Annotated in this window: 20 protein-coding genes; 8 read left to right on the top strand and 12 right to left on the bottom strand. The window is 28.8% G+C overall.

Annotated elements, in window-relative coordinates:
- Positions 1 to 19 precede the first annotated feature (19 nt).
- The gene (gene holA / locus DB313_RS02365) at positions 20 to 997 is read right to left on the bottom strand and encodes a DNA polymerase III subunit delta (protein WP_120104249.1); all 978 of its coding nucleotides are present in this window, start codon (positions 995 to 997) and stop codon (positions 20 to 22) included.
- Positions 998 to 1,058: 61 nt separating this feature from the next.
- Between holA and DB313_RS02360 the strand changes: the two genes are divergently transcribed.
- A complete protein-coding gene (locus DB313_RS02360) occupies positions 1,059 to 2,219 on the top strand; it encodes a glycosyltransferase (protein WP_120104248.1) in 1,161 nt (386 codons plus the stop codon).
- Here DB313_RS02360 and DB313_RS02355 read toward each other — a convergent pair.
- Entirely contained in the window at positions 2,206 to 3,072 is an 867-nt protein-coding gene (locus tag DB313_RS02355) for a mechanosensitive ion channel family protein (RefSeq protein ID WP_120104247.1), read from the bottom strand. The genes DB313_RS02360 and DB313_RS02355 overlap by 14 nt on opposite strands.
- Positions 3,073 to 3,212: 140 nt before the next feature.
- Between DB313_RS02355 and DB313_RS02350 the strand changes: the two genes are divergently transcribed.
- The 7 genes from DB313_RS02350 to aspS are packed head-to-tail and all read left to right on the top strand — an operon-like array spanning position 3,213 to position 10,038.
- Entirely contained in the window at positions 3,213 to 3,797 is a 585-nt protein-coding gene (locus DB313_RS02350; RefSeq protein ID WP_120104246.1) for a chromate transporter, read from the top strand.
- Positions 3,794 to 4,327, top strand: a complete 534-nt coding sequence (locus DB313_RS02345) for a chromate transporter (RefSeq protein ID WP_120104245.1) — start codon at positions 3,794 to 3,796, stop codon at positions 4,325 to 4,327. The genes DB313_RS02350 and DB313_RS02345 overlap by 4 nt, the downstream gene beginning before the upstream one ends.
- A gap of 2 nt (positions 4,328 to 4,329) precedes the next feature.
- Positions 4,330 to 5,586, top strand: coding sequence for an RNA polymerase factor sigma-54 (gene rpoN, locus DB313_RS02340; protein WP_120104244.1), 1,257 nt, complete (start codon positions 4,330 to 4,332; stop codon positions 5,584 to 5,586).
- Entirely contained in the window at positions 5,576 to 5,872 is a 297-nt protein-coding gene (locus DB313_RS02335; RefSeq protein WP_174220844.1) for an HPF/RaiA family ribosome-associated protein, read from the top strand. The genes rpoN and DB313_RS02335 overlap by 11 nt, the downstream gene beginning before the upstream one ends.
- 6 nt (positions 5,873 to 5,878) lie before the next feature.
- A complete protein-coding gene (locus tag DB313_RS02330) occupies positions 5,879 to 6,157 on the top strand; it encodes an HPr family phosphocarrier protein (protein ID WP_120104242.1) in 279 nt (92 codons plus the stop codon).
- Between the two features lie 44 nt (positions 6,158 to 6,201).
- Positions 6,202 to 8,277, top strand: a complete 2,076-nt coding sequence (locus DB313_RS02325; RefSeq protein WP_420808989.1) for a cation:proton antiporter domain-containing protein — start codon at positions 6,202 to 6,204, stop codon at positions 8,275 to 8,277.
- Positions 8,278 to 8,280: 3 nt separating this feature from the next.
- Positions 8,281 to 10,038 (top strand): aspartate--tRNA ligase, encoded by a 1,758-nt coding sequence (aspS, locus tag DB313_RS02320; RefSeq protein ID WP_120104240.1) that lies wholly within the window; start codon positions 8,281 to 8,283, stop codon positions 10,036 to 10,038.
- Positions 10,039 to 10,064: 26 nt separating this feature from the next.
- On the opposite strand, the gene DB313_RS02315 is transcribed toward aspS, so the two are convergent.
- The 10 genes from DB313_RS02315 to dnaN all read right to left on the bottom strand — a co-directional run bounded on the left by DB313_RS02315 (position 10,065) and on the right by dnaN (position 18,555).
- Positions 10,065 to 10,475 (bottom strand): Hsp20/alpha crystallin family protein, encoded by a 411-nt coding sequence (locus DB313_RS02315; RefSeq protein ID WP_120104239.1) that lies wholly within the window; start codon positions 10,473 to 10,475, stop codon positions 10,065 to 10,067.
- Between the two features lie 212 nt (positions 10,476 to 10,687).
- Positions 10,688 to 11,767: a class II fructose-bisphosphate aldolase gene (fbaA, locus tag DB313_RS02310; protein WP_120104238.1), complete on the bottom strand. Its 1,080-nt coding sequence runs from the start codon at positions 11,765 to 11,767 to the stop codon at positions 10,688 to 10,690.
- 129 nt (positions 11,768 to 11,896) lie between these two features.
- The gene (locus DB313_RS02305; protein WP_120104237.1) at positions 11,897 to 12,952 is read right to left on the bottom strand and encodes an NAD-dependent epimerase; all 1,056 of its coding nucleotides are present in this window, start codon (positions 12,950 to 12,952) and stop codon (positions 11,897 to 11,899) included.
- A 167-nt stretch (positions 12,953 to 13,119) separates the two neighbouring features.
- Positions 13,120 to 13,830, bottom strand: coding sequence for an RNA-binding cell elongation regulator Jag/EloR (gene jag / locus DB313_RS02300; protein WP_120104236.1), 711 nt, complete (start codon positions 13,828 to 13,830; stop codon positions 13,120 to 13,122).
- A 10-nt stretch (positions 13,831 to 13,840) separates the two neighbouring features.
- Complete coding sequence (yidC, locus tag DB313_RS02295; protein ID WP_120104235.1) at positions 13,841 to 15,463, bottom strand: membrane protein insertase YidC; 1,623 nt, start codon at positions 15,461 to 15,463, stop codon at positions 13,841 to 13,843.
- Positions 15,460 to 15,804, bottom strand: a complete 345-nt coding sequence (gene rnpA, locus DB313_RS02290; protein WP_120104234.1) for a ribonuclease P protein component — start codon at positions 15,802 to 15,804, stop codon at positions 15,460 to 15,462. Before rnpA ends, yidC begins: the two co-directional genes overlap by 4 nt.
- Entirely contained in the window at positions 15,785 to 15,940 is a 156-nt protein-coding gene (gene rpmH / locus DB313_RS02285) for a 50S ribosomal protein L34 (protein ID WP_120104233.1), read from the bottom strand. Before rpmH ends, rnpA begins: the two co-directional genes overlap by 20 nt.
- A gap of 90 nt (positions 15,941 to 16,030) precedes the next feature.
- A complete protein-coding gene (locus tag DB313_RS02280) occupies positions 16,031 to 16,330 on the bottom strand; it encodes a DciA family protein (protein WP_120104232.1) in 300 nt (99 codons plus the stop codon).
- Positions 16,311 to 17,378, bottom strand: a complete 1,068-nt coding sequence (gene recF, locus DB313_RS02275) for a DNA replication/repair protein RecF (protein WP_120104231.1) — start codon at positions 17,376 to 17,378, stop codon at positions 16,311 to 16,313. The genes DB313_RS02280 and recF overlap by 20 nt, the downstream gene beginning before the upstream one ends.
- Before the next feature lie 16 nt (positions 17,379 to 17,394).
- Positions 17,395 to 18,555 (bottom strand): DNA polymerase III subunit beta, encoded by a 1,161-nt coding sequence (gene dnaN, locus DB313_RS02270; protein WP_120104230.1) that lies wholly within the window; start codon positions 18,553 to 18,555, stop codon positions 17,395 to 17,397.
- Between the last annotated feature and the right edge of the window lie 200 nt (positions 18,556 to 18,755).

Below are 18,755 nucleotides of genomic sequence, written 5' to 3'. Positions count from 1 at the left end.
ACTTAAAACTAGAAATTCTTTAAAAATTATATTTAAATTTGGAAGAAAAATTATTAAGAATGGTTTCATCTTTTCTGAGTAGTATAAATACCATAAAATACGCTAAATTCAAATGTAAATTCTTACCATAAATTCTTGCATACAAATCAAACTTATGAAATATTTTTAAAATAAATTTAATATCAAAACCTGAATAATTTTTAAGTCCTATCTTATAAATTTTCTCTAGTGAGAAAAATATCTTATGTTTTTTAAAGACAGCGGAAATGTTACCAGAATTTTGGAAGTCTATTTTTATCTTTAAAAGCTTTTTAAATTGCCAACCAAGACTCATTAACACGCTAACAAAATCTTCTCCTTGATCTAAAATAGATTTAATCTTAACTAAAGAATTCTCCATATCTCTTTTTATAATTGATTCAAACAAAGAAAAAGAATTCTCAGGTCGTACATAACTAATCCAAGAACTTACATCATGTTCATCAATAGTTTTATTCTTAACAAGAAGAGAAAGAGAATTTATATAAAATTTCAAAATTTTAGTATCTGAATCTAGCATGAAAAGCATTAAATTTATGGCCTTATCTGTAATTTTTATACCTAGCTCGAAAAAACTTTTCTTCACAAATGAAAACTTATCAGGATTGGATAACTCATAAAAAGTTTTCTTAATTACTTTCAAAGAATCCTTAGGATCAAAGCTGATTGAATTCTCACTAGAAACAAGAATAACAATCTTATTTAAAGACTTTGCAATGGTACTATAAATTAATTCTAAATCCTTTTTATTTTTTAAACTCTCAGCTTCATAAATAATAAAAACTTCCCTCTTAGAAAAAAAAGAATTGGTTAAAAGTAACTCAGAAAGCTCTACCGATGACAAATCCGATAGAAAAATTTTATTCACCAACAAATCACCAAGCTTACTTAAAATGTCATTCAAATAAGCTTCCTTTAATCCCTGTTCTTTACCCAATAATAAGTAAACTTCTTGCATGTAAATAATATTATAATTCAAGTGCTAAATATATTATACTTTAACTGTTAGGGCAACAAATATGAGGATTGCAATATTTACAGATACATACCTTCCTGATAAAAATGGGGTAGCAACATCAATAAAGCAAATTAAAGAAGGTTTTGAAAAAAAGGGTCATGTTGTTTATATTTTTTGTCCAAGCTCCAGAAGATCACTTTTAAAAGAAAATAATGTTTACAGGTGTTTATCATTCAAACTGAATCATAAGGTAGATGCTAGAATAGCCTTTCCAAATAAATCACGAATAAAAAAGATAATAAGTGAATATCAACCTGAAATAATTCATACACACTCTGAATTCACTATGGGTAAGATTGGAAAAAGATTGGCTTTAGAACACAATATCCCAATAGTTCATACAAATCACACAATGTGGGATTTTTATCTACATTATTTAGGCATATTAAAATATTTAACCAATCCAGACAAAATAATGAAAAAATTTTACAATCAAATACATCATTTCATCTACCCATCAATCAAGGCAAGAGACAAATATTTTAAACTTGCAAAGAATTCCGATTACAAAATAATCCCAAATGGAGTTGACAGGGAACTTTTCATAAAAAAACTAGACATAGCAAAGCGAAAAGAAATTTTAAACAAGCATGGAATAAGCGAAAATGATAAAATCATAGTGTTTGTTGGTAGGTTAAATAAAGAGAAAAATATACACTTACTAATAGAACACTTAAAAAAATTTTTAGTTGAGAATAAAAATTGTAAACTAATGCTTATAGGGAAAGGACGAGAAGAAAATGAAATAAGACGCTTTAGAAAAAAGTTTGGACTTGAAAAACAAATAATACTTATTGGAACAATTCCATGGGAAGAAATGTATTACTATTATAGAATCTCCGATGTCTTTGCAAGCCTATCAAGAAGCGAAGTATATCCAATGACAGTCATTGAAGCTTTAACTGCTGGAATACCTGCAGTACTTATTAATGACACAATATATAAAAATGTAATTTTACAAGGGAAAAATGGCTTTTTAATAGAAAAATACGAGGACATACACAAATATATTAACGAAATAATAGGAAATGATGAAAAATTAAAGACTTTTAAAAAAAACACAGAAGATAACTCCCTGACTTTTTCAAGCTTATTTTTCATAGAAAAAATTGAAGAATATTATTCTGAAATAATTAACCAGAAATTCTCTAATACAATTTAGTGAAATCAACAATATGAATAGGATATTTTATTCCCATATCGTCTAGTACACCTTTAATATTCTCTGCTATGAAATATTGAAAATCCCAAAAAAATTCCGTATTTACAAAACATCTTACTTGCATAATTATGTAATAAGGAGTGTAGCTTTCTACAACAACACTAGGATTCTCAATGCCATACTGTTCCTTATTAAAGGAAAATGCTAATTTTTCTATTTTATCCTTAAGTAAACTAATATCTGTATCATAAGGCACCTGAAAGTCAAAAGCAACTCTTCTTTTAGGATTTGCAGAAAAATTAATAACTGCTATGTTTGTAAATTTACTATTTGGAAGCTTCACAACCTTACCATCCACAGTCTTAAGTGTAGTAAAGAATATCTGAACATCATCTACTTGTCCCTCAACATCATCACATTTAATGTAGTCACCGATTTTAAAGAAATTAGAGTTTAAAACAATTAAACCACTAACAAAATTAGATAAAATACCTTGAGCAGCAAGTCCAATAGCAATACTTAAAGACCCAAATATAGCAAAAATAGAAGTTGTAGAAACACCAAGATAAGGTAAAATTATCAAAATTAAAACCATATCTACCATTACTTTAAAAAACGACTTTAAAAAATTGAAAATAGTAGAATCTAGCTTAGTTTCTAACTTTGATTTTGCCAAAGTCTTCAAAAATAATTTACTCAATTTATTAATAAAAATCCTTAAACAATACCATATAAAAAACGCTATAAGGATTTTAAAACCATAACTTATTATCGTTTCAATCATTTTATTAAAATAATTTTGAAAGACAAATATCTCTTTAAATACATTTGAGGTCATTGGTTGTTCACTCATAAATTAATGAATTATAACATATAAAACAAAACAAAATTATACAACATCCATCATAAAACACTTAAATCAACAAACAATCCATATTCACCATGATATAATGATATTCATATTCTATCCATTAAATTTAAAATAAGGAATATATGAACAAACCAAAAGAAGAATCATATGAATTACTTAATTTATTCTATCTCGTACTTAAAATAACAACATTCACTATTGGTGGAGGATTGTTAATAATATCTGAACTTAGAAAAACAATCGTTGATAATAAAAAGTTAATATCTGAAAAAGATTTCAATGAAATCCTTGCCTCGTCCAATGTAGTTCCCGGTGTTACGGCCATCAATTTTGCATTCTTAATTGGTAAAAAACTTAAAGGATTTAAAGGGGCATTTTTATTAACTATTGCTGGTATCTTACCATCCATAGTTGTAATCACAATACTAGCACTTTATATAAATTTAGATTCAAATAATATTTATTTTAAAAAATTTCTTGAGGGTGCAAAAATATCATCAACTATGATAATGTCAATGGTTATACTTGAATTCTCAAAAAAAATGTTAAAGAAATCAATAGCAAAATGGCTCATATGTTTAGCAATAACATATGTAATATACAAGTTTCATGTAGACCTAACATATATACTACTAATATTTCTATTAATATATTTTGTAAAATATGCAATAAAAAAAAGATTTTATAAAAAAAAGGCACAAATTTGACTCTGCTAAATTTATTTATCACTTTCTTTAAAATAGGAATTCTAAATTTCGGTGGAGGTAATGGGATTACAGCAGTAATCAATAAAGAAATAATTGCTAATAAACAATGGATAACTAAACAAGAATTTATTAATATTATTACAATATCTAGAATTACTCCTGGTCCTATTGCTACCAATATAGCAACTTATGTTGGTGCAAAAATTGCTGGCGTTAGTGGTGCCATCATTGCTACAATAGCCTTAATCACCGCCCCTCTATTAATTATTACTCTTATAGTACTAGTACTACATAAGATAAATTTCCTAAAGTATTATCTTGAAAACCTAAGGCCTGTGATTATAGCATTATGGCTAATTACTATAATTATTTTAGTTGAAAGTATATTCCTAAAAATAAGCGCTAGTAGCACAGAACTTTTAAAGAGCTTTTCACTTGCAGCATTAAACCTAATTATTTTATTAATTTACAAAAAAATTAGCCCTGCAATATTAATAATATCCAGTGGAATACTGTATATTTTCATGTAAAGATGATTAAACAAACCTTAAAGCTAACACAAAAACTACATATGACTCAAATAAATACAATCAAAATGCTAAGCCTTGATACAAAAGACCTAATAAATATTATATTAAATGAAATTGAAAATAATGAATATCTTCAAGTAGACTCAAATCAAATATTCTTTGAAACACTAAAAACCTATAAATTTAGGAAACTTTTCTATAAAGAAGATAATAATACTAAAACCCAATATGAAATTGCGCTAGAAAAAACATCAATCAAACCTTCTTTTAAAGACCATCTTTTATTCCAGCTAAGAATTCAAAAATTGAGTAAAGATGAAATTAAAATAGGAGAAACCATAATAAATAATCTAAATAACAAGGGATTTCACATAATAAACCCTTATGAATTATTCAAAAAAGAAGACTGTCCTAAAGTCACTCAAATGATTGAACTAATTCAAAAATTTGATCCAATAGGAATTTGTGTTTTTAACATAATAGAATCATTAATACTGCAAGCAAAACACCATAAATTAGACAATAATGTAATTAAAATTCTTGAGAGAGCAGATTTACTTGATAATACTCAAGAGAAAATAAAGGAAGAACTTAAAATCAATACTCAAGTTTTCAATCAAGCCCTTGAAACAATTAGACTTACCCTTAATCCTAACCCAACATTTGAGTTTAAAGATATGAAAGACACAAATCATTACATTGAACCTGATATCATCATCGTAAATAAAGACAATCAACTTAAGATAAAAATTAAAGAAGTCAACATTTTTAAAAAAGAATTAAAAAAACACGAAGTTAAAGATTTAAAAAAATATAAACAGGCAAAATGGTTAATTGAATCCTTAAGATACAGAGACGAAGTACTAGCCAAAATAGCAATAGCCATATATACACTTCAAAAAGAATTTTTAAGAAGAGGTTTTAAGAGTTTAAGGCCAATGAAGTTGGCTGACATATCTGAAAAAATTAACCTATCAAAATCAACGATATCAAGAACAATAAAAAATAAATATCTAAAGTTTGATTGGGGCATAATCTCTGTTAGAAAATTATTTAATTCAATAGGAGGTTCAAAAACAAATGAATTTTCTAAATTAAGTATTAAATTAGTAATAAAAGGAATCTTAGACAAAGATAAAAAGATGTCCGATAATAAAATTTCTGATATACTGAAATCTAAGGGAATCTCTATTTCAAGAAGGACTGTAAATAAATACAGAAATGAATTAAAACTTGAGGGGGAAGGTTATGGAACCTAAAATACAAGCTATTAACTATCACTTAAGTACTGCTACAGAGGATTTTATTTTAAAAAAATTAGGCAAAATTGGAGCACATATCAAGCAAAACTCGGAAAGTCTAAAAATCACAATAAAAAAAGAAAACGATATTTTTGATATAGATGCTCATCTTCATTTTAACTGGGGTAAGATAATACATATTAAAGAAAAGGGCAAAGAGTTATATCAACTAATAGAAAGTTTAATAGACAGGCTTCAAAATACAGCAAATAAAGAGAAAGGTAAAAAAGAAAATAATAAGTAAAATTACATGCAAACAGTAGAAATCGAGATAACCAACAAAGAAGGTATTCATTCAAGGCCATCTAGCATGATTTCGTTACTTGCAAGTAAATATCCTTCTTGCAATGTAAAACTGGTTACAGAAGACGGCAGACAGGCCGATGCTAAATCTACAATTGAAATCATAATACTCGGAGTAATATATAGGGAAAAAATAACCATTGTAGCAAATGGAAAAGAAGAAAACGAAGTCATTGACAAACTATCAAAACTATTAAAATCAAATTTTAAAGAAGAGATTAAATAATGAACAAAAAAATATTGTACAAAATATTGCTCATTCTAAATCCCATGGTTGCATTTGGAATGCTAGACTATGTGCAAGATGCAAGCCATCATGTTGAAGCTAAAATGTCTTCTTTTATAATGAGTCTGGCTGTTATTGTAATTTCGGCTAGCTTCCTTGGCAACTTAGTAGGAAGATTAGGAATTCCAAAAGTAATAGGCCAAATAACAGCCGGAATTATCTTAAGTCCAACATTTCTTGGAAAAGTTAAAATACCTTTATTATTTCCATTAGGAATTACTCGAATTGGAGACAATTACCTAATAAACGAAGAAATATTTGCAATCTCAACAATAGCTTCAATCATCCTACTCTTTACAGCAGGTCTTGAAACTGACCTAAAATTATTCCTTAAATTCTTACCTCGTGGAGGATTAATAGGGATAACTGAAGTAATTGGTACTTTTGCAAGCTTCGTACTAATATCTACTGTCCTTTTTGATGTACCACTCATTAGCCCCACATCTCTTTTTATAGGCATCATTGGCACCCCCACTTCTGCAGGTATTGCTGCAAGCATACTCTCAGCCAAGAAAAAAATGAGTACCTCGGAAGGAGTTACAATAATATCCACTTCAATAATCGATGATGTCCTCTCTATGATAATGTTAACAAGTGTAATAACAATAGCAAGGTCAATATCAGAGCTTGATATTACGAGCTCTATTATAGCCACAATTCAGAATATATTAATTTGGCTCTGTCTAACATTTACATTGATTTTATTATCAGAGCCAATATCAAAACTACTTAAAAGATTAAATAGCGTTACTCTAGCTACTGTAATAACTATTGCCTTAACTTTTATTGTCTCAAGCTTTTTTCAAAATTTAGGAATGTCATTTGTAATTGGAGCTTATGTATTCGGTCTTGCCATGTCCAAAACAGATATTGTATATGTAATTCAAGATAAATTAACAATATTTGAAAGGTTTTTTATACCAGTATTTTTTACATCAATAGGTCTTATGGCTGATATTAATGAAATACTATCAAAAGAAGTATTAATACTAGGAGCCCTGCTTAGTTGCGTAGCAATAGCAACTAAGCTTTTTTATTGCTTTATTCCAGCATGCTTCCTAGGGTTTAATAAGCTAGGGGCCTTAAGAATAGCTTTTGGGATGATTCCAAGAGGCGAAATATCATTAATTATTGCAAACGTAGCGCTTTCTTCCGAATTTATAAGTCAAAAAATATTTGGAATAGTTATAATAATGGTTTTCTTGCCTACAATAATTTCAACACCAATAATCAACTTGCTGTTTAAAATAAATAAAAATGGCTTAAGAAAAATATTTAGAACAGAACATAACACTCAAATCACAGTATCATTTGCATATGACAATTTAGCAAAAATACTTACATGGGATTTAAAAAATGAACTAAGAAAAGAAGGTTTTTTTACTCAACAAGTAAAAAATGATTTCTCACAATACATCAATGCAAGACGAGATGACATTTCTCTCTCAATTAAAAGAGAGGGAAGCAAAATCACATTTGAATGCCCAAACAAACATTTAATGATAATACAAGACTTATTTAGAGAAACTATTCTACATTTAGAAACAATAACTGAAGAAGTTAAAACCGTCTCTTTGAATGCAAAAAAGTTAGATTACTCAATAAATTATGACAAAATACTTAGAAACATTAAACTTAATAAAAGAATCAAAAAGGAAAACATTATTCTAGAATTAAAAGCAACAAACAAAATTGAAGTGTTAAGAGAACTTTTAAGTGTAATAAAAGTTGATATTGACAAAGAGATGATTTTACAGGACTTAATGGCAAGAGAAAAGGTCATTACTACAGCCCTTAAAGAAGGATTTGCAATCCCCCACTTAAAGACAAATTTAATCAAAAAAATGCATATAGCTATTGGAATAAGTCATAATGGAATCGATTTTAATGCTATTGATAATAACTTAAGTCACATATTTATATTAATACTATATCCAGCAAAAGATTATGTTAATTACCCTCCGATTTTAGCATCTATTGTGGGCAAAGTTGACCTAAATAAACAAGAAATGCTTAATGCTAAAACTGATAAAGAAATTTATAATATAATAGTAGGATAAATTATGTTTAAAATTATTAGATGCAATCAACTAAACAATAAGCTTGTAAATGCAAAAATAGAAATAAATGCTTGGGTCAAAAAAATTAGGCATCATGGAAAAGTTACTTTTATTAACATTAGAGATAGATACGATGAAGCACAAGTGCTTGTAAACGATTACAACCTATTAAAGATAGCATCTCAGATAAAGATGGAATACTGTATTAAGGTTCAAGGAAAATTAGAGCTAAGGCCTGTAGAGCTTTTGAATAAAGAAATGAGAACAGGAGCATTTGAAATACTCGCAGAAAACATAAAGATAATCTCAAGGTGCAATGAACTGCCCTTTATGATTGAAGATAACAACAATGCAAGTGACAATGCGAAACTTGAATATAGATATTTAGACTTAAGACGAGAAGAACAAAAACAAAAAATAATACTAAGAAGTAAAGTAATACAAATAATTAGGTCTTATTTAACAAAAAAAGATTTTTTGGAATTAGAAACTCCAACATTTGTAAAATCAACGCCAGAAGGTGCAAGAGACTTTTTAGTTCCATCAAGAATACATAAAGGCCAATTCTATGCATTACCACAATCACCACAAATTTACAAACAACTTACAATGATAGCTGGTTTTGATAAATATTTCCAAATAGCTAGATGTTATAGAGATGAAGATTCAAGGGGTGATCGACAACCAGAATTCACACAACTTGACTTGGAAATGAGTTTTATAAAGAAAGAAAATATCTTTAAGCTAATGGAAGGCCTTATGTCTAGCGTTTTCAAACAAGCACTCAATATTAAGCTTCCCAAAAAATTTAAAAGAATTTCATATAAAGATGCAATGAACAACTATGGAAGTGATAAGCCAGATATAAGGTATGAATTGACTATACAAGATATGGGTCATTACCTTAAAAAATCTTCATTCAATGTATTTAAAGAAGCATTCAAAAATAAGAATACAATAAAAGCACTCATAGTCAAAAATGAAGCTCATAATTTCTCAAGAGCCAAGATTAATAATTTAGAAGAACATGCAAAACTTTACAAGGCTCGTAATCTTTATTTTACAAAAATAGAAAACAACGAATTTACAGGTGGAATTGCCAAATTCTTATCTGAGATAAAGCAGACTTTATTCGAAGCTTATTCTCTGCAAAATAACGATATCATATTCTTTATATCTGATTCATGGGAAAATGCTTGCAAAGCTATGGGACAAGTTAGAATAAAGATTGCAACTGAACTCAATCTAGCAAACAAAAATGCATTTGAGTTCTTATGGGTTGATAATTTTCCTATGTTTGAATACGATGAGGATACCAAAAGCTATAAAGCAGCGCATCATATGTTCTCTCTTCCTCAACAAAAATATATTAATACTCTAGAAAAAGATCCAAGTAAAGTCTTAGGCGAAGTTTATGACCTTGTATTAAACGGCATGGAACTTGGATCCGGTTCCATCAGAATACACACGAAGGAACTTCAACAAAGAATTTTTAATATAGTAGGGTTTAACGAGACAATAGCAGAAGAGAGGTTTGGATTCTTTTTAAAAGCACTAGAATATGGAGCTCCCATTCACGGTGGGATTGCAATTGGAATCGATCGACTATTAATGCTGATGACAAATTCAAGTTCAATAAAAGATGTAATACTTTTCCCAAAAAACTCATTTGCCGCCAGTCCTCTTGACAACTCTCCTTCTAAAATTTCAAATGAACAACTAATAGAATTAAATTTAAAAGTGGAAGACTATAAAAAGTAAGGATGCAAAGCATCCTTACTTAAGATTTATTCAATTGCAATCTTTTTCTCTTGAGCTTTCTCAACTACTTCTGGTTTTTTAGGAAGATTAATAGTTAATACACCATCTTTAAGTTCTGACTTGATTTTATTTTGATCAATATTAGTAGACAGTCTAAAACTTCTTGAAAAAGAAATATCTCTTCTTTCTACTCTTAGGTACTTATCACCTTTCTCTTCCGTCTCATCCTTACTCTCATAACTTATTGTCAAATAATCATTTTTAAGCGAAATTGATACATCTTCCTTTTTTATTCCTGGCAAGTAAGCTTCAAGAGTGAATGAATTGCCTTCATCCTTAATGTTAACTGGAACATCTTGAACTCCTTTAGGGCTCATAAAATCAAAATCATCATTCAAAAAATCCAGAAAACTTTTTTTGTAATTTGTTAACCACATACATACCTCCTCTTTTACTACCGTATGCATAAACCCATGCAAAAATCATACCAAACATCTACTTCACATATTAAAACATAAAAGACAAAAAATACAACAACTTGAGAATAGATTACGCATTGATTATAATCAAAAGGCTATTTATGTGTATTTCTTATACACAAAAAAAAGTCGCCTCATAGGCGACAAAACTCTATTTTATTACTCTTATTTTAATTTCTATTGATATTATTAAGATTCTTGCAAGCAAGTTTTACACGCTCTTTCATGCTAACTTCAGATTCTCTAAGCCACACTCTCGGGTCATAAAATTTTTTATTTGGTACATCAAGGTCCTTACCATCTCCAAGCTGGCCCTGTAATCTATTTTCATTTTTTCTGTAATAATTCAAGATACCTTCCCAAGCAGCCCATTGAGTATCTGTGTCAATATTCATCTTAACAACACCATAAGAGAGAGCCTCATTAATCTCCTCTATAGTAGAGCCAGAACCTCCATGAAACACATATGAAACAGGCTTAGGATTACTTGATCCTATTTTAGATATAACATAAGCTTGACCATCTCTTAACACCTTAGGAGTAAGTTGAACATTTCCAGGCTTATAAACTCCATGCACATTTCCAAAAGCAGCTGCAATTTGAAAATTAGGACTAACCTTCATAAGCTCAGAATATCCATAATAAATATCCTCAGGAGTTGAAAATAATTCTTGAGGAGCCCTATCCGAATTATCAACACCATCTTCCTCACCACCAGTAATACCAAGTTCAATCTCTAAAAACATTTCAATCTTATCCATTCGTTCTAAGAACTTCTTAGATATTTCAATATTTTCCTTAATTGTCTCTTCTGACAAATCTAACATATGTGAAGAAAATAAAGGCTTCTTGTGCTCCTTATAATATTTCTCTCCATATTCCAAAAGTCCTTCAACCCAAGGAATTAATTTTTTTGCACAGTGATCTGTATGAAGAACAACAGGAACCCCATAGTATTCAGCCATCAAATGAACATGCATAGCCCCAGAAATAGCTCCAAGCACAGAAGTTCCTTGAGGCTTTTCAACCTTCAATCCCTTACCAGCAACAAAAGCAGAACCGCTATTCGAAAACTGTATCATAATAGGAGAATTTATTTCCCTAGCAGCTTCTAAAACGGCATTAATTGAATTTGTACCTATGCAATTAATTGCAGGAATAGCAAACCCCTCTTTCTTGCATATTTCATATAAAGTATGCAAATCCTTACCATAAACTACACCAGGCTTAATTTTGTCTAATACACCCAACTAGACCCTCCTTATAACATATATTTACATTATACACCTAAACCCTAAAAGTGACTCTAGTTTAAAACAAAATCTCTAAAGAATATAAAATACTAGCAGTTCATTCCAATCTAAAATTCAAAAATAGCATTAAGTTATTTTAGATTTATACCAATTTGCAAACTTTTTTATTCCCTCTTTAATAGAAGTTAAAGGTTTATAAGCAAAATCTTTTTTAAGCTTTGAAATATCACAACAACTCTCCACAACATCTGCTTTTTGCATAGGCAAAAAGTTTTTTAAAGCCTTATTCCCAAGATTTATTTCAAGTTCATTAATAAAATCCATCAATCTAGTAGCATGTCCTGTTCCTATATTGTATATTTTATACGGAGCAAGTGAGCTTGAAGAATTAGGATTTTTTTTATCAAAATTACTATCATTCTCAGCAGGTTTACTAAGGACATTATAAATACCATCTACAACATCATCCACATATGTAAAATCTCTAGCCATATTCCCATTATTAAAAACATCAATAGTAGTTCTCTTTACAATTCCATCTGCAAACAGATATAAAGCCATATCGGGTCTTCCATAAGGACCATAAACCGTAAAAAAACGTAGACCTGTTGTTGGAATATTAAAAGATGAACTATAAGCATGTGCTATTACTTCATTGGACTTTTTACTAGCTGCATATAAATTTAAAGGATGATCCGTAATATTATCCTCATTTGAGGGCATACTTTCATTTATCCCATACACTGAAGAGGTTGAGGCATAAACAAAATGTTTAATATTCTCTTTATATATTCTACATGCATCCAAAACATTAAAAAAACCAACAATATTAATTGAAACATAACTATCGGGATTTTCAATACTATCTCTAATACCTGCTTGTGCTGCTAAATGACAAACATGCGTAAAGTTATACTGAGAAAAAAGATTCAATATTTGTTCCTTATCCAGAATATCAATATAAATAAAACTTAAATTATCATACCTATTACTCCTAATAATTTTCTTACTCTTCACATCTTTACAGTTCAATCCTAAAACTTCTAATCTCTCATACTTCAAGTCAGGTTCATAATAGTCATTTAATATATCTACACCTAAAACTTCATGCCCGTTATCTGCAAGTTTTTTAGCTACATGAAATCCAATAAATCCTGCAATACCTGTTAAAAATACCTTCATATAAAGACCCCTTAATATCATGTATATCCTGTTAAAAATAAATATATTTTTTAAAATACCTAACGCATAACATTAATTTCACTAGATGCACTTCTTATAGCTAATAAAAATCAACTAACTAAAAATTTCAATTCAAAAAAAGAGGAAGTAAAACTTACTTCCTCTTTCTAATATCCTCTTCTTTGATAACTACGAACATTACTATTATACTTACTATTCCTTACATAAGAAATTCTTACTCTTTTTAAGTTTCCATCTCCCTCACTTTCTGTCCTAACATCATTATAACGATTTAAAGTAGTATGAATAATTCTTCTCTCAAAAGGATTCATTGTTGGTAAAAGAATGGAACGTCTGCTTCTTTTGACCTTATGTAAAGAATTTATCGCTAAATTAATAAACCTTGATTTAAATCTTTCTCTATAATCCTCAATATCCAGTATAACCTTATTAAAATTACCATTTTTCCCAATAAGCTTAGATGCATAAATATTTGCCAAAAGCTGTAAAGCATCCAAATTTCTCCCCTCTCTTCCAATTAATATACTTGGACTGTCTGTTTCAATAGAAATTTTAATATACTCTCCTTCACTGGATTCAATCTTTAAATCAACACAATAACCCATCTTAGTTATTATGTCCCTAACAAAATCCAAAACCTTATTATAAACATCTTCACTGTATTTAACTTCAGAGTCTCTATTTTCCTCTTTTACATGAGGAGATACTCTTATTTTAATCATTTCTTTTTTAAATAAAAATCCAACTTTTTCCTTATCTAAAATCTCTACATCAAATTCCCCTTCTCTTAAATCAAGATCCCTCATTGCCTTTTTAATCGCTTCTTGTTCTGTTTTTCCATAAAATTCATAACTCATTTATTCCTCCTTAAGACACATGCTTCTTTATATAGTATTGTTGTAAAATAGTGAAAATATTTGTTGTAACCCAATAGATTAAAAGCCCTGACGGCATATCATAAAGTATGAAAAAAAACATAATAGGCATCCCAAAATATAAAAATTTTTGCTGCCCACCAAGATTTTTAAGATCAACATTAGAACTAACAATTGTAGAAAATAACTGAGTAAACATCATAACAAAAGGCAAAATCCTAATATCTGTCCAGAAAAAAACTTTATACCCAAAATAATATACGCTATCACCAATTGATAAATCATCAACCCATCCTGGTATAAAACTAGCTCCTCTTAGCAAAAAGAAATTATTTACAAGTCCGTAAAGAGCAAAAAATACAGGAAGTTGCAAAAGAATAGGAAAACATCCACCAAGAGGATTAACTCCTTCTTCTTTATAAAGTTTACCCATTTCTTCATTTAATCTCTTAGGATCATTTTTAAATTTAGCCTGTATTTCTTTCATCCTTGGTTGCAATTTAGAAAGTTCTGCCGTAGCTCTGAACCCCTTAAAAGTCAAGGGGAATATAAGTATCCTTACAACAATTGTCAAAAACATTATTGAAAGTCCCCAATTAGGAATAACATTATAAAAAATTTGCATTATCAATTGCATAGGGACTTGAATAAAGTACAACAAGCTTTTCTCAACAGACATGCCAAATTCCATGTTAGCTAAATTAAAACTATTTTCATATTTTCTATCAAAAATATCTAAGTATTTATTATCCCTAGGGCCTGCATAAATATAGAAGCTATCATTAATATTTTCATTATCTACCCTATTTAAAATAAAAGCCTTTAAACTTCCATTTTCATTTTTAAACTCAACATTCATATCTTTTTTTGAAACCAATATTTCAAAATATTTAGTACTAGATCCCACCCATTTAGGTTCAATAACATTTAACCCATCTTTGCCATACCTAAGCTTAGTATCATAATAAATAGCCTGAGATAAATAGTTGCTGTATTGAAGTTTACCTCTATCACTCAATTTTTCAACATCAGAACTTAATACAAATTTATAAGAATCAATATCAAGTTTATTACTAGAGTCAATACTATTTAACAAGATCTCAAGCTTTATCAAATACTCATTTTTTTTTGAAAACTTATACCTCTTCACATATTCATAATTTTTACCATTATATTCAAAATTAGTTTTAAAATCATGAGTATATTCATCTATTTTTTCATAAGAAAACAAATTTTTAGCCAATCCATCAAAACTAACATAGAAAAAACTTTCTCTGTCCACACTAGCATTAATCAACTCAGTAGGTTCTTTTTCTAAATTTAAATGGTTTTTAAGTCTTAAGGAAGTCAAATTTCCTCTAAATGTTGAAAAAGTAGCATAATATACACCAGTCTCAATGCTAATATCCTCAGAATTAACACTTAAACTCAAAATATCATCTTCATTAGTTAAAGAGTTATCAACATCAAAATTCCTATTTAAGTTAAACCCAATCTTCTTGTCCACTACAGAAGGAGATTTTTGAGGAAAAAAGACATCATTAATAAGCATAAAAATACCAATAAAAACCAAAGATAAATAAACAGCTCTTAAAATTCTTTTGTTCTGACTCACACTTCCCTCTTAGCGATATCTAAAACTAAATTTTTCATTATCGTTTCCACTTCATGATAATTAACATTTGATTTTTTGGGAGAAATTAAGAAAATAAAATCAATATTATTGTCTTTAAATAAATAAGACTGATTTCTAAAACATTCCTTAAAGATTCGCCTGACACGGTTTCTATTAACAGCACCTTTGAAAACCCTAGGAAATGTAACAAGTATTCTAGAAATCGCTAAGCTTGTATGCTTATAAAATATACTAAAACCATCCATTCGAATTATTTTACCTTTTTTAAAAAGGTTTTGAATTTCCGCCCTTGTTTTTATGCTAATACTTCTTTTTTTCATCAGAAACAGTTAATTTTGTTCTTCCCTTAGCCCTTCGCCTTGCAAGAACAAGTCTTCCGTTTTTAGTTTTCATTCTAGACCTAAATCCAAACTTTCTGTTCCTCTTAACCCGACTCGGCTGATAAGTCCTCTTCAAAAAAGCCCTCCCATTAAAAACATTCCTTATTACTAAGACACAAATTAAACACTGTAATATTATATTATACAAACACAATTGTCAATAAATTCATTTTATTAAAACCTTTACATCTACTATCTCAATGCCTGTAGAATCCTTTATTAACTTTATTATTTGTGATTTTCGCAAAGAAATACTATATAAAATGCTTGAATTCTTAACCCCAATATATAATATTTTATTATCCTTCAGATTTAATAATTTTACACTCTCTGAAAAATCGCCAAATATCATTCTCCAATTTTGAGATAATACTAAACTAGCATTTAGATTTTTATTAGAAATAATATCTGAGTTTAAATATTTCTTAAGTACATCGCCTGCTTTTTTAAAGTTCAAATCTTCCATTTTTAACCCTATATACTACAAAACTATTGTCTCTTTTAAGATCATAACAGTCATCTAAAAATGTGAAAAAGCACTGAGAACTCTTTGGCAAAATCTCAAAAACTCTATCTCTTCTTCTTTTATCTAATTCCAAGAACACATCATCAAAAAGCAAGATGGGCGCTATTCCATTTCTCTTATAAAACATAAGAACCTGAACAAGTCTATAAATCAAAGAAAGTGTCCTGTTCTGCCCCGTTGAAGAATGATTTGTAAAAACTCTCTCACCATTAAACACCTCATATAAATCTCTATGCGGGCCTATTAAAGTATTCCTTTCAAGAAATTCATTTTTCTCATTTAAAAGCAAAGTTTTTAAAAATTCCCCTCTTTCACTACATTTAATGGAAGGCATATACCTAATTTCTAAACTATAAGAAACATCAAAAATTAAGGAATAATAGTGTTGAAAAATTTCATAAAAGTGCTTGATAAAATTTTCTCTCATTTTTGTTATTTCAAGAGCATAATCAATAAAAGTTTCATTATAAACATTAAGTAAATTTTTATTTCCTTGCCTTAAGATTAAATTTCTCTGCTTTACAATTTTTCGATATTTCCTAAGAGAATCTACATAACTTAAAGAAACAAGACTTATTGCTTGATCGAAAAACCATCTCTTCTTGGCAGGATTGCCAACAATAAAATCAATGTCATAGTTTGAAAAAACAATTGCTGGTATATTTAATATCAACTCTTTTCTGTCCTTTATAATGCTATTATTAACTTTTATTTCTTTTTTCCCATTTCTAAGTGATATATTAATTTCTCCATCATTTCCTTTAGTGCTATAAAAACATTTTAAATAACATTCTTTCTCACCATATTTGATAAGCTCTTTATCGGTATTAACCAAAAATGAAGACGCAAAAGCAAGATAATAAATAGCGTCAAGAATATTCGTTTTACCCGACCCGTTCTCTCCACAAAAATAAACATTGTCAAAATTAAAATTGATAACCTGATTCTCTATATTTTTAAAATTACAAAGCTCAATTCTACTTATCATCTTGTAATAAAAAATATCAATTTAGAATCATAGGCATTATTAAATGCATAAAGTCATCATTGCCAGGTTCACTTAATTTTAATACATCTCCTTGGCTGAACTTTATTTCTAACTTCGAAGTATCAAATGCACTAATTGCTTCTGCAAGATAAGCACTATTAATAGCTATTACTTCCTTATCTCCTTCATATTCATAATTAGGAACTTGTACAAAAAATTCTCCCCTTCTTCCTGTAATCAAATCTTCTGCCATAAGCCTTAATTGATCAACTAAAAAGTTTAAAATGACCTTTTTAGACCTTTTGTCTGTGTAGGAACTCACCCTTGAAAGCCTATCTTTCAAAATGCTAATTTCAGCTAAACATTTATCTTTTTGTTCTTTTGGTACAATGCTTTCATAATCAGGATAATTTCCACTTATAAGACTGCATGCTATTTTGTAGTTATTAAACTCAACATAAAATTTCTTATCCGAAACTTTAACTTTTACCATGCCTTCTCCTGTCATCATTTGTCTTAACAGATTAAACATCTTAACAGGGACAATGAAGTTAATATCTTTTTCAGTTACTAATTCTGTCTTGTATATAGACATCCTATGTCCATTGGTTGCAACAAATATTAATCTAGATTCTTTATCCTTTGTAAAATAAACTCCGTTTAAAACGTTCTTAGACTCATCTGATGATGCTGCAAATGAAACTTTATTTATAATCTTTTTGAATTCGTTTTGACTTAGCTCAACCGTAAAGTTGTAAATTTCTCCATTTATTTCACAATTGTAGCTCTCAATTTCATCATTAGAAAAAGTCGGCTCGCTTAAATGATCATTTATCTCGTTATTGTTCTCGTTGCCAGATTCTCCAATGATACTTAGTTTACTTTCATTTTCATGAAAATTTATTTTTAGTTCATTGTATAAATTTAGTGCCTTCACTGCATCTGAAAAATTTGAAGCATTGATTAGTACCTTGAAATTTTCTACTGAGACAATCGGGATTGTGCTTTCAAAAAATATGTTTCTGTCTGTTGATTTTATTGTAAGATTAGAGTTTTTTATCTCAAGTAATATGGCACTCCAAATGTCATTTATGTTTCTGTTTATAATTATGCTTTTGGCTTTGTCAATTTCATTAGAAATTTGTTCTGTATCGCATATTATAAATTTTTCATCCAAGCTTTCACCCTCCTTGGTTATTATAGTATTATTTTTCGATTTTTATAAGTTTAATTTTTGACAGAATTTTTGTTTGATTTTTCTATATTTGTTAGTAGTTGTATTAGTAGGGAATTGTCGAATTGTCTAATTCCTCTTATTTATATTTATTAAAAGGAATAATGCCTGTCGAATTATCTGTCTAATTGTATGTCTTTTTG

This window comes from Borrelia turcica IST7 (genome assembly GCF_003606285.1).
GTDB classification, from domain to species: domain Bacteria; phylum Spirochaetota; class Spirochaetia; order Borreliales; family Borreliaceae; genus Borrelia; species Borrelia turcica.
The sequence above is the reverse complement of the archived record's forward strand: the minus strand, read 5'-3'. Positions and strand labels throughout refer to the sequence as shown.

What these genes read in the sequence shown, in the direction of transcription:
- jag (WP_120104236.1), bottom strand. Translation starts at nt 13,830, where the DNA reads ATGAGTTATGAATTTTATGGAAAAACAGAACAAGAAGCGATTAAAAAG.
- recF (WP_120104231.1), bottom strand. Translation starts at nt 17,378, where the DNA reads ATGATAAGTAGAATTGAGCTTTGTAATTTTAAAAATATAGAGAATCAG.
- DB313_RS02335 (WP_174220844.1), top strand. Translation starts at nt 5,576, where the DNA reads ATGGAACCTAAAATACAAGCTATTAACTATCACTTAAGTACTGCTACA.
- DB313_RS02315 (WP_120104239.1), bottom strand. Translation starts at nt 10,475, where the DNA reads ATGTGGTTAACAAATTACAAAAAAAGTTTTCTGGATTTTTTGAATGAT.
- DB313_RS02325 (WP_420808989.1), top strand. Translation starts at nt 6,202, where the DNA reads ATGGTTGCATTTGGAATGCTAGACTATGTGCAAGATGCAAGCCATCAT.
- DB313_RS02305 (WP_120104237.1), bottom strand. Translation starts at nt 12,952, where the DNA reads ATGAAGGTATTTTTAACAGGTATTGCAGGATTTATTGGATTTCATGTA.
- DB313_RS02350 (WP_120104246.1), top strand. Translation starts at nt 3,213, where the DNA reads ATGAACAAACCAAAAGAAGAATCATATGAATTACTTAATTTATTCTAT.
- rnpA (WP_120104234.1), bottom strand. Translation starts at nt 15,804, where the DNA reads ATGAAAAAAAGAAGTATTAGCATAAAAACAAGGGCGGAAATTCAAAAC.
- DB313_RS02330 (WP_120104242.1), top strand. Translation starts at nt 5,879, where the DNA reads ATGCAAACAGTAGAAATCGAGATAACCAACAAAGAAGGTATTCATTCA.
- aspS (WP_120104240.1), top strand. Translation starts at nt 8,281, where the DNA reads ATGTTTAAAATTATTAGATGCAATCAACTAAACAATAAGCTTGTAAAT.
- DB313_RS02355 (WP_120104247.1), bottom strand. Translation starts at nt 3,072, where the DNA reads ATGAGTGAACAACCAATGACCTCAAATGTATTTAAAGAGATATTTGTC.
- DB313_RS02360 (WP_120104248.1), top strand. Translation starts at nt 1,059, where the DNA reads ATGAGGATTGCAATATTTACAGATACATACCTTCCTGATAAAAATGGG.
- holA (WP_120104249.1), bottom strand. Translation starts at nt 997, where the DNA reads ATGCAAGAAGTTTACTTATTATTGGGTAAAGAACAGGGATTAAAGGAA.
- DB313_RS02280 (WP_120104232.1), bottom strand. Translation starts at nt 16,330, where the DNA reads ATGGAAGATTTGAACTTTAAAAAAGCAGGCGATGTACTTAAGAAATAT.
- rpoN (WP_120104244.1), top strand. Translation starts at nt 4,330, where the DNA reads ATGATTAAACAAACCTTAAAGCTAACACAAAAACTACATATGACTCAA.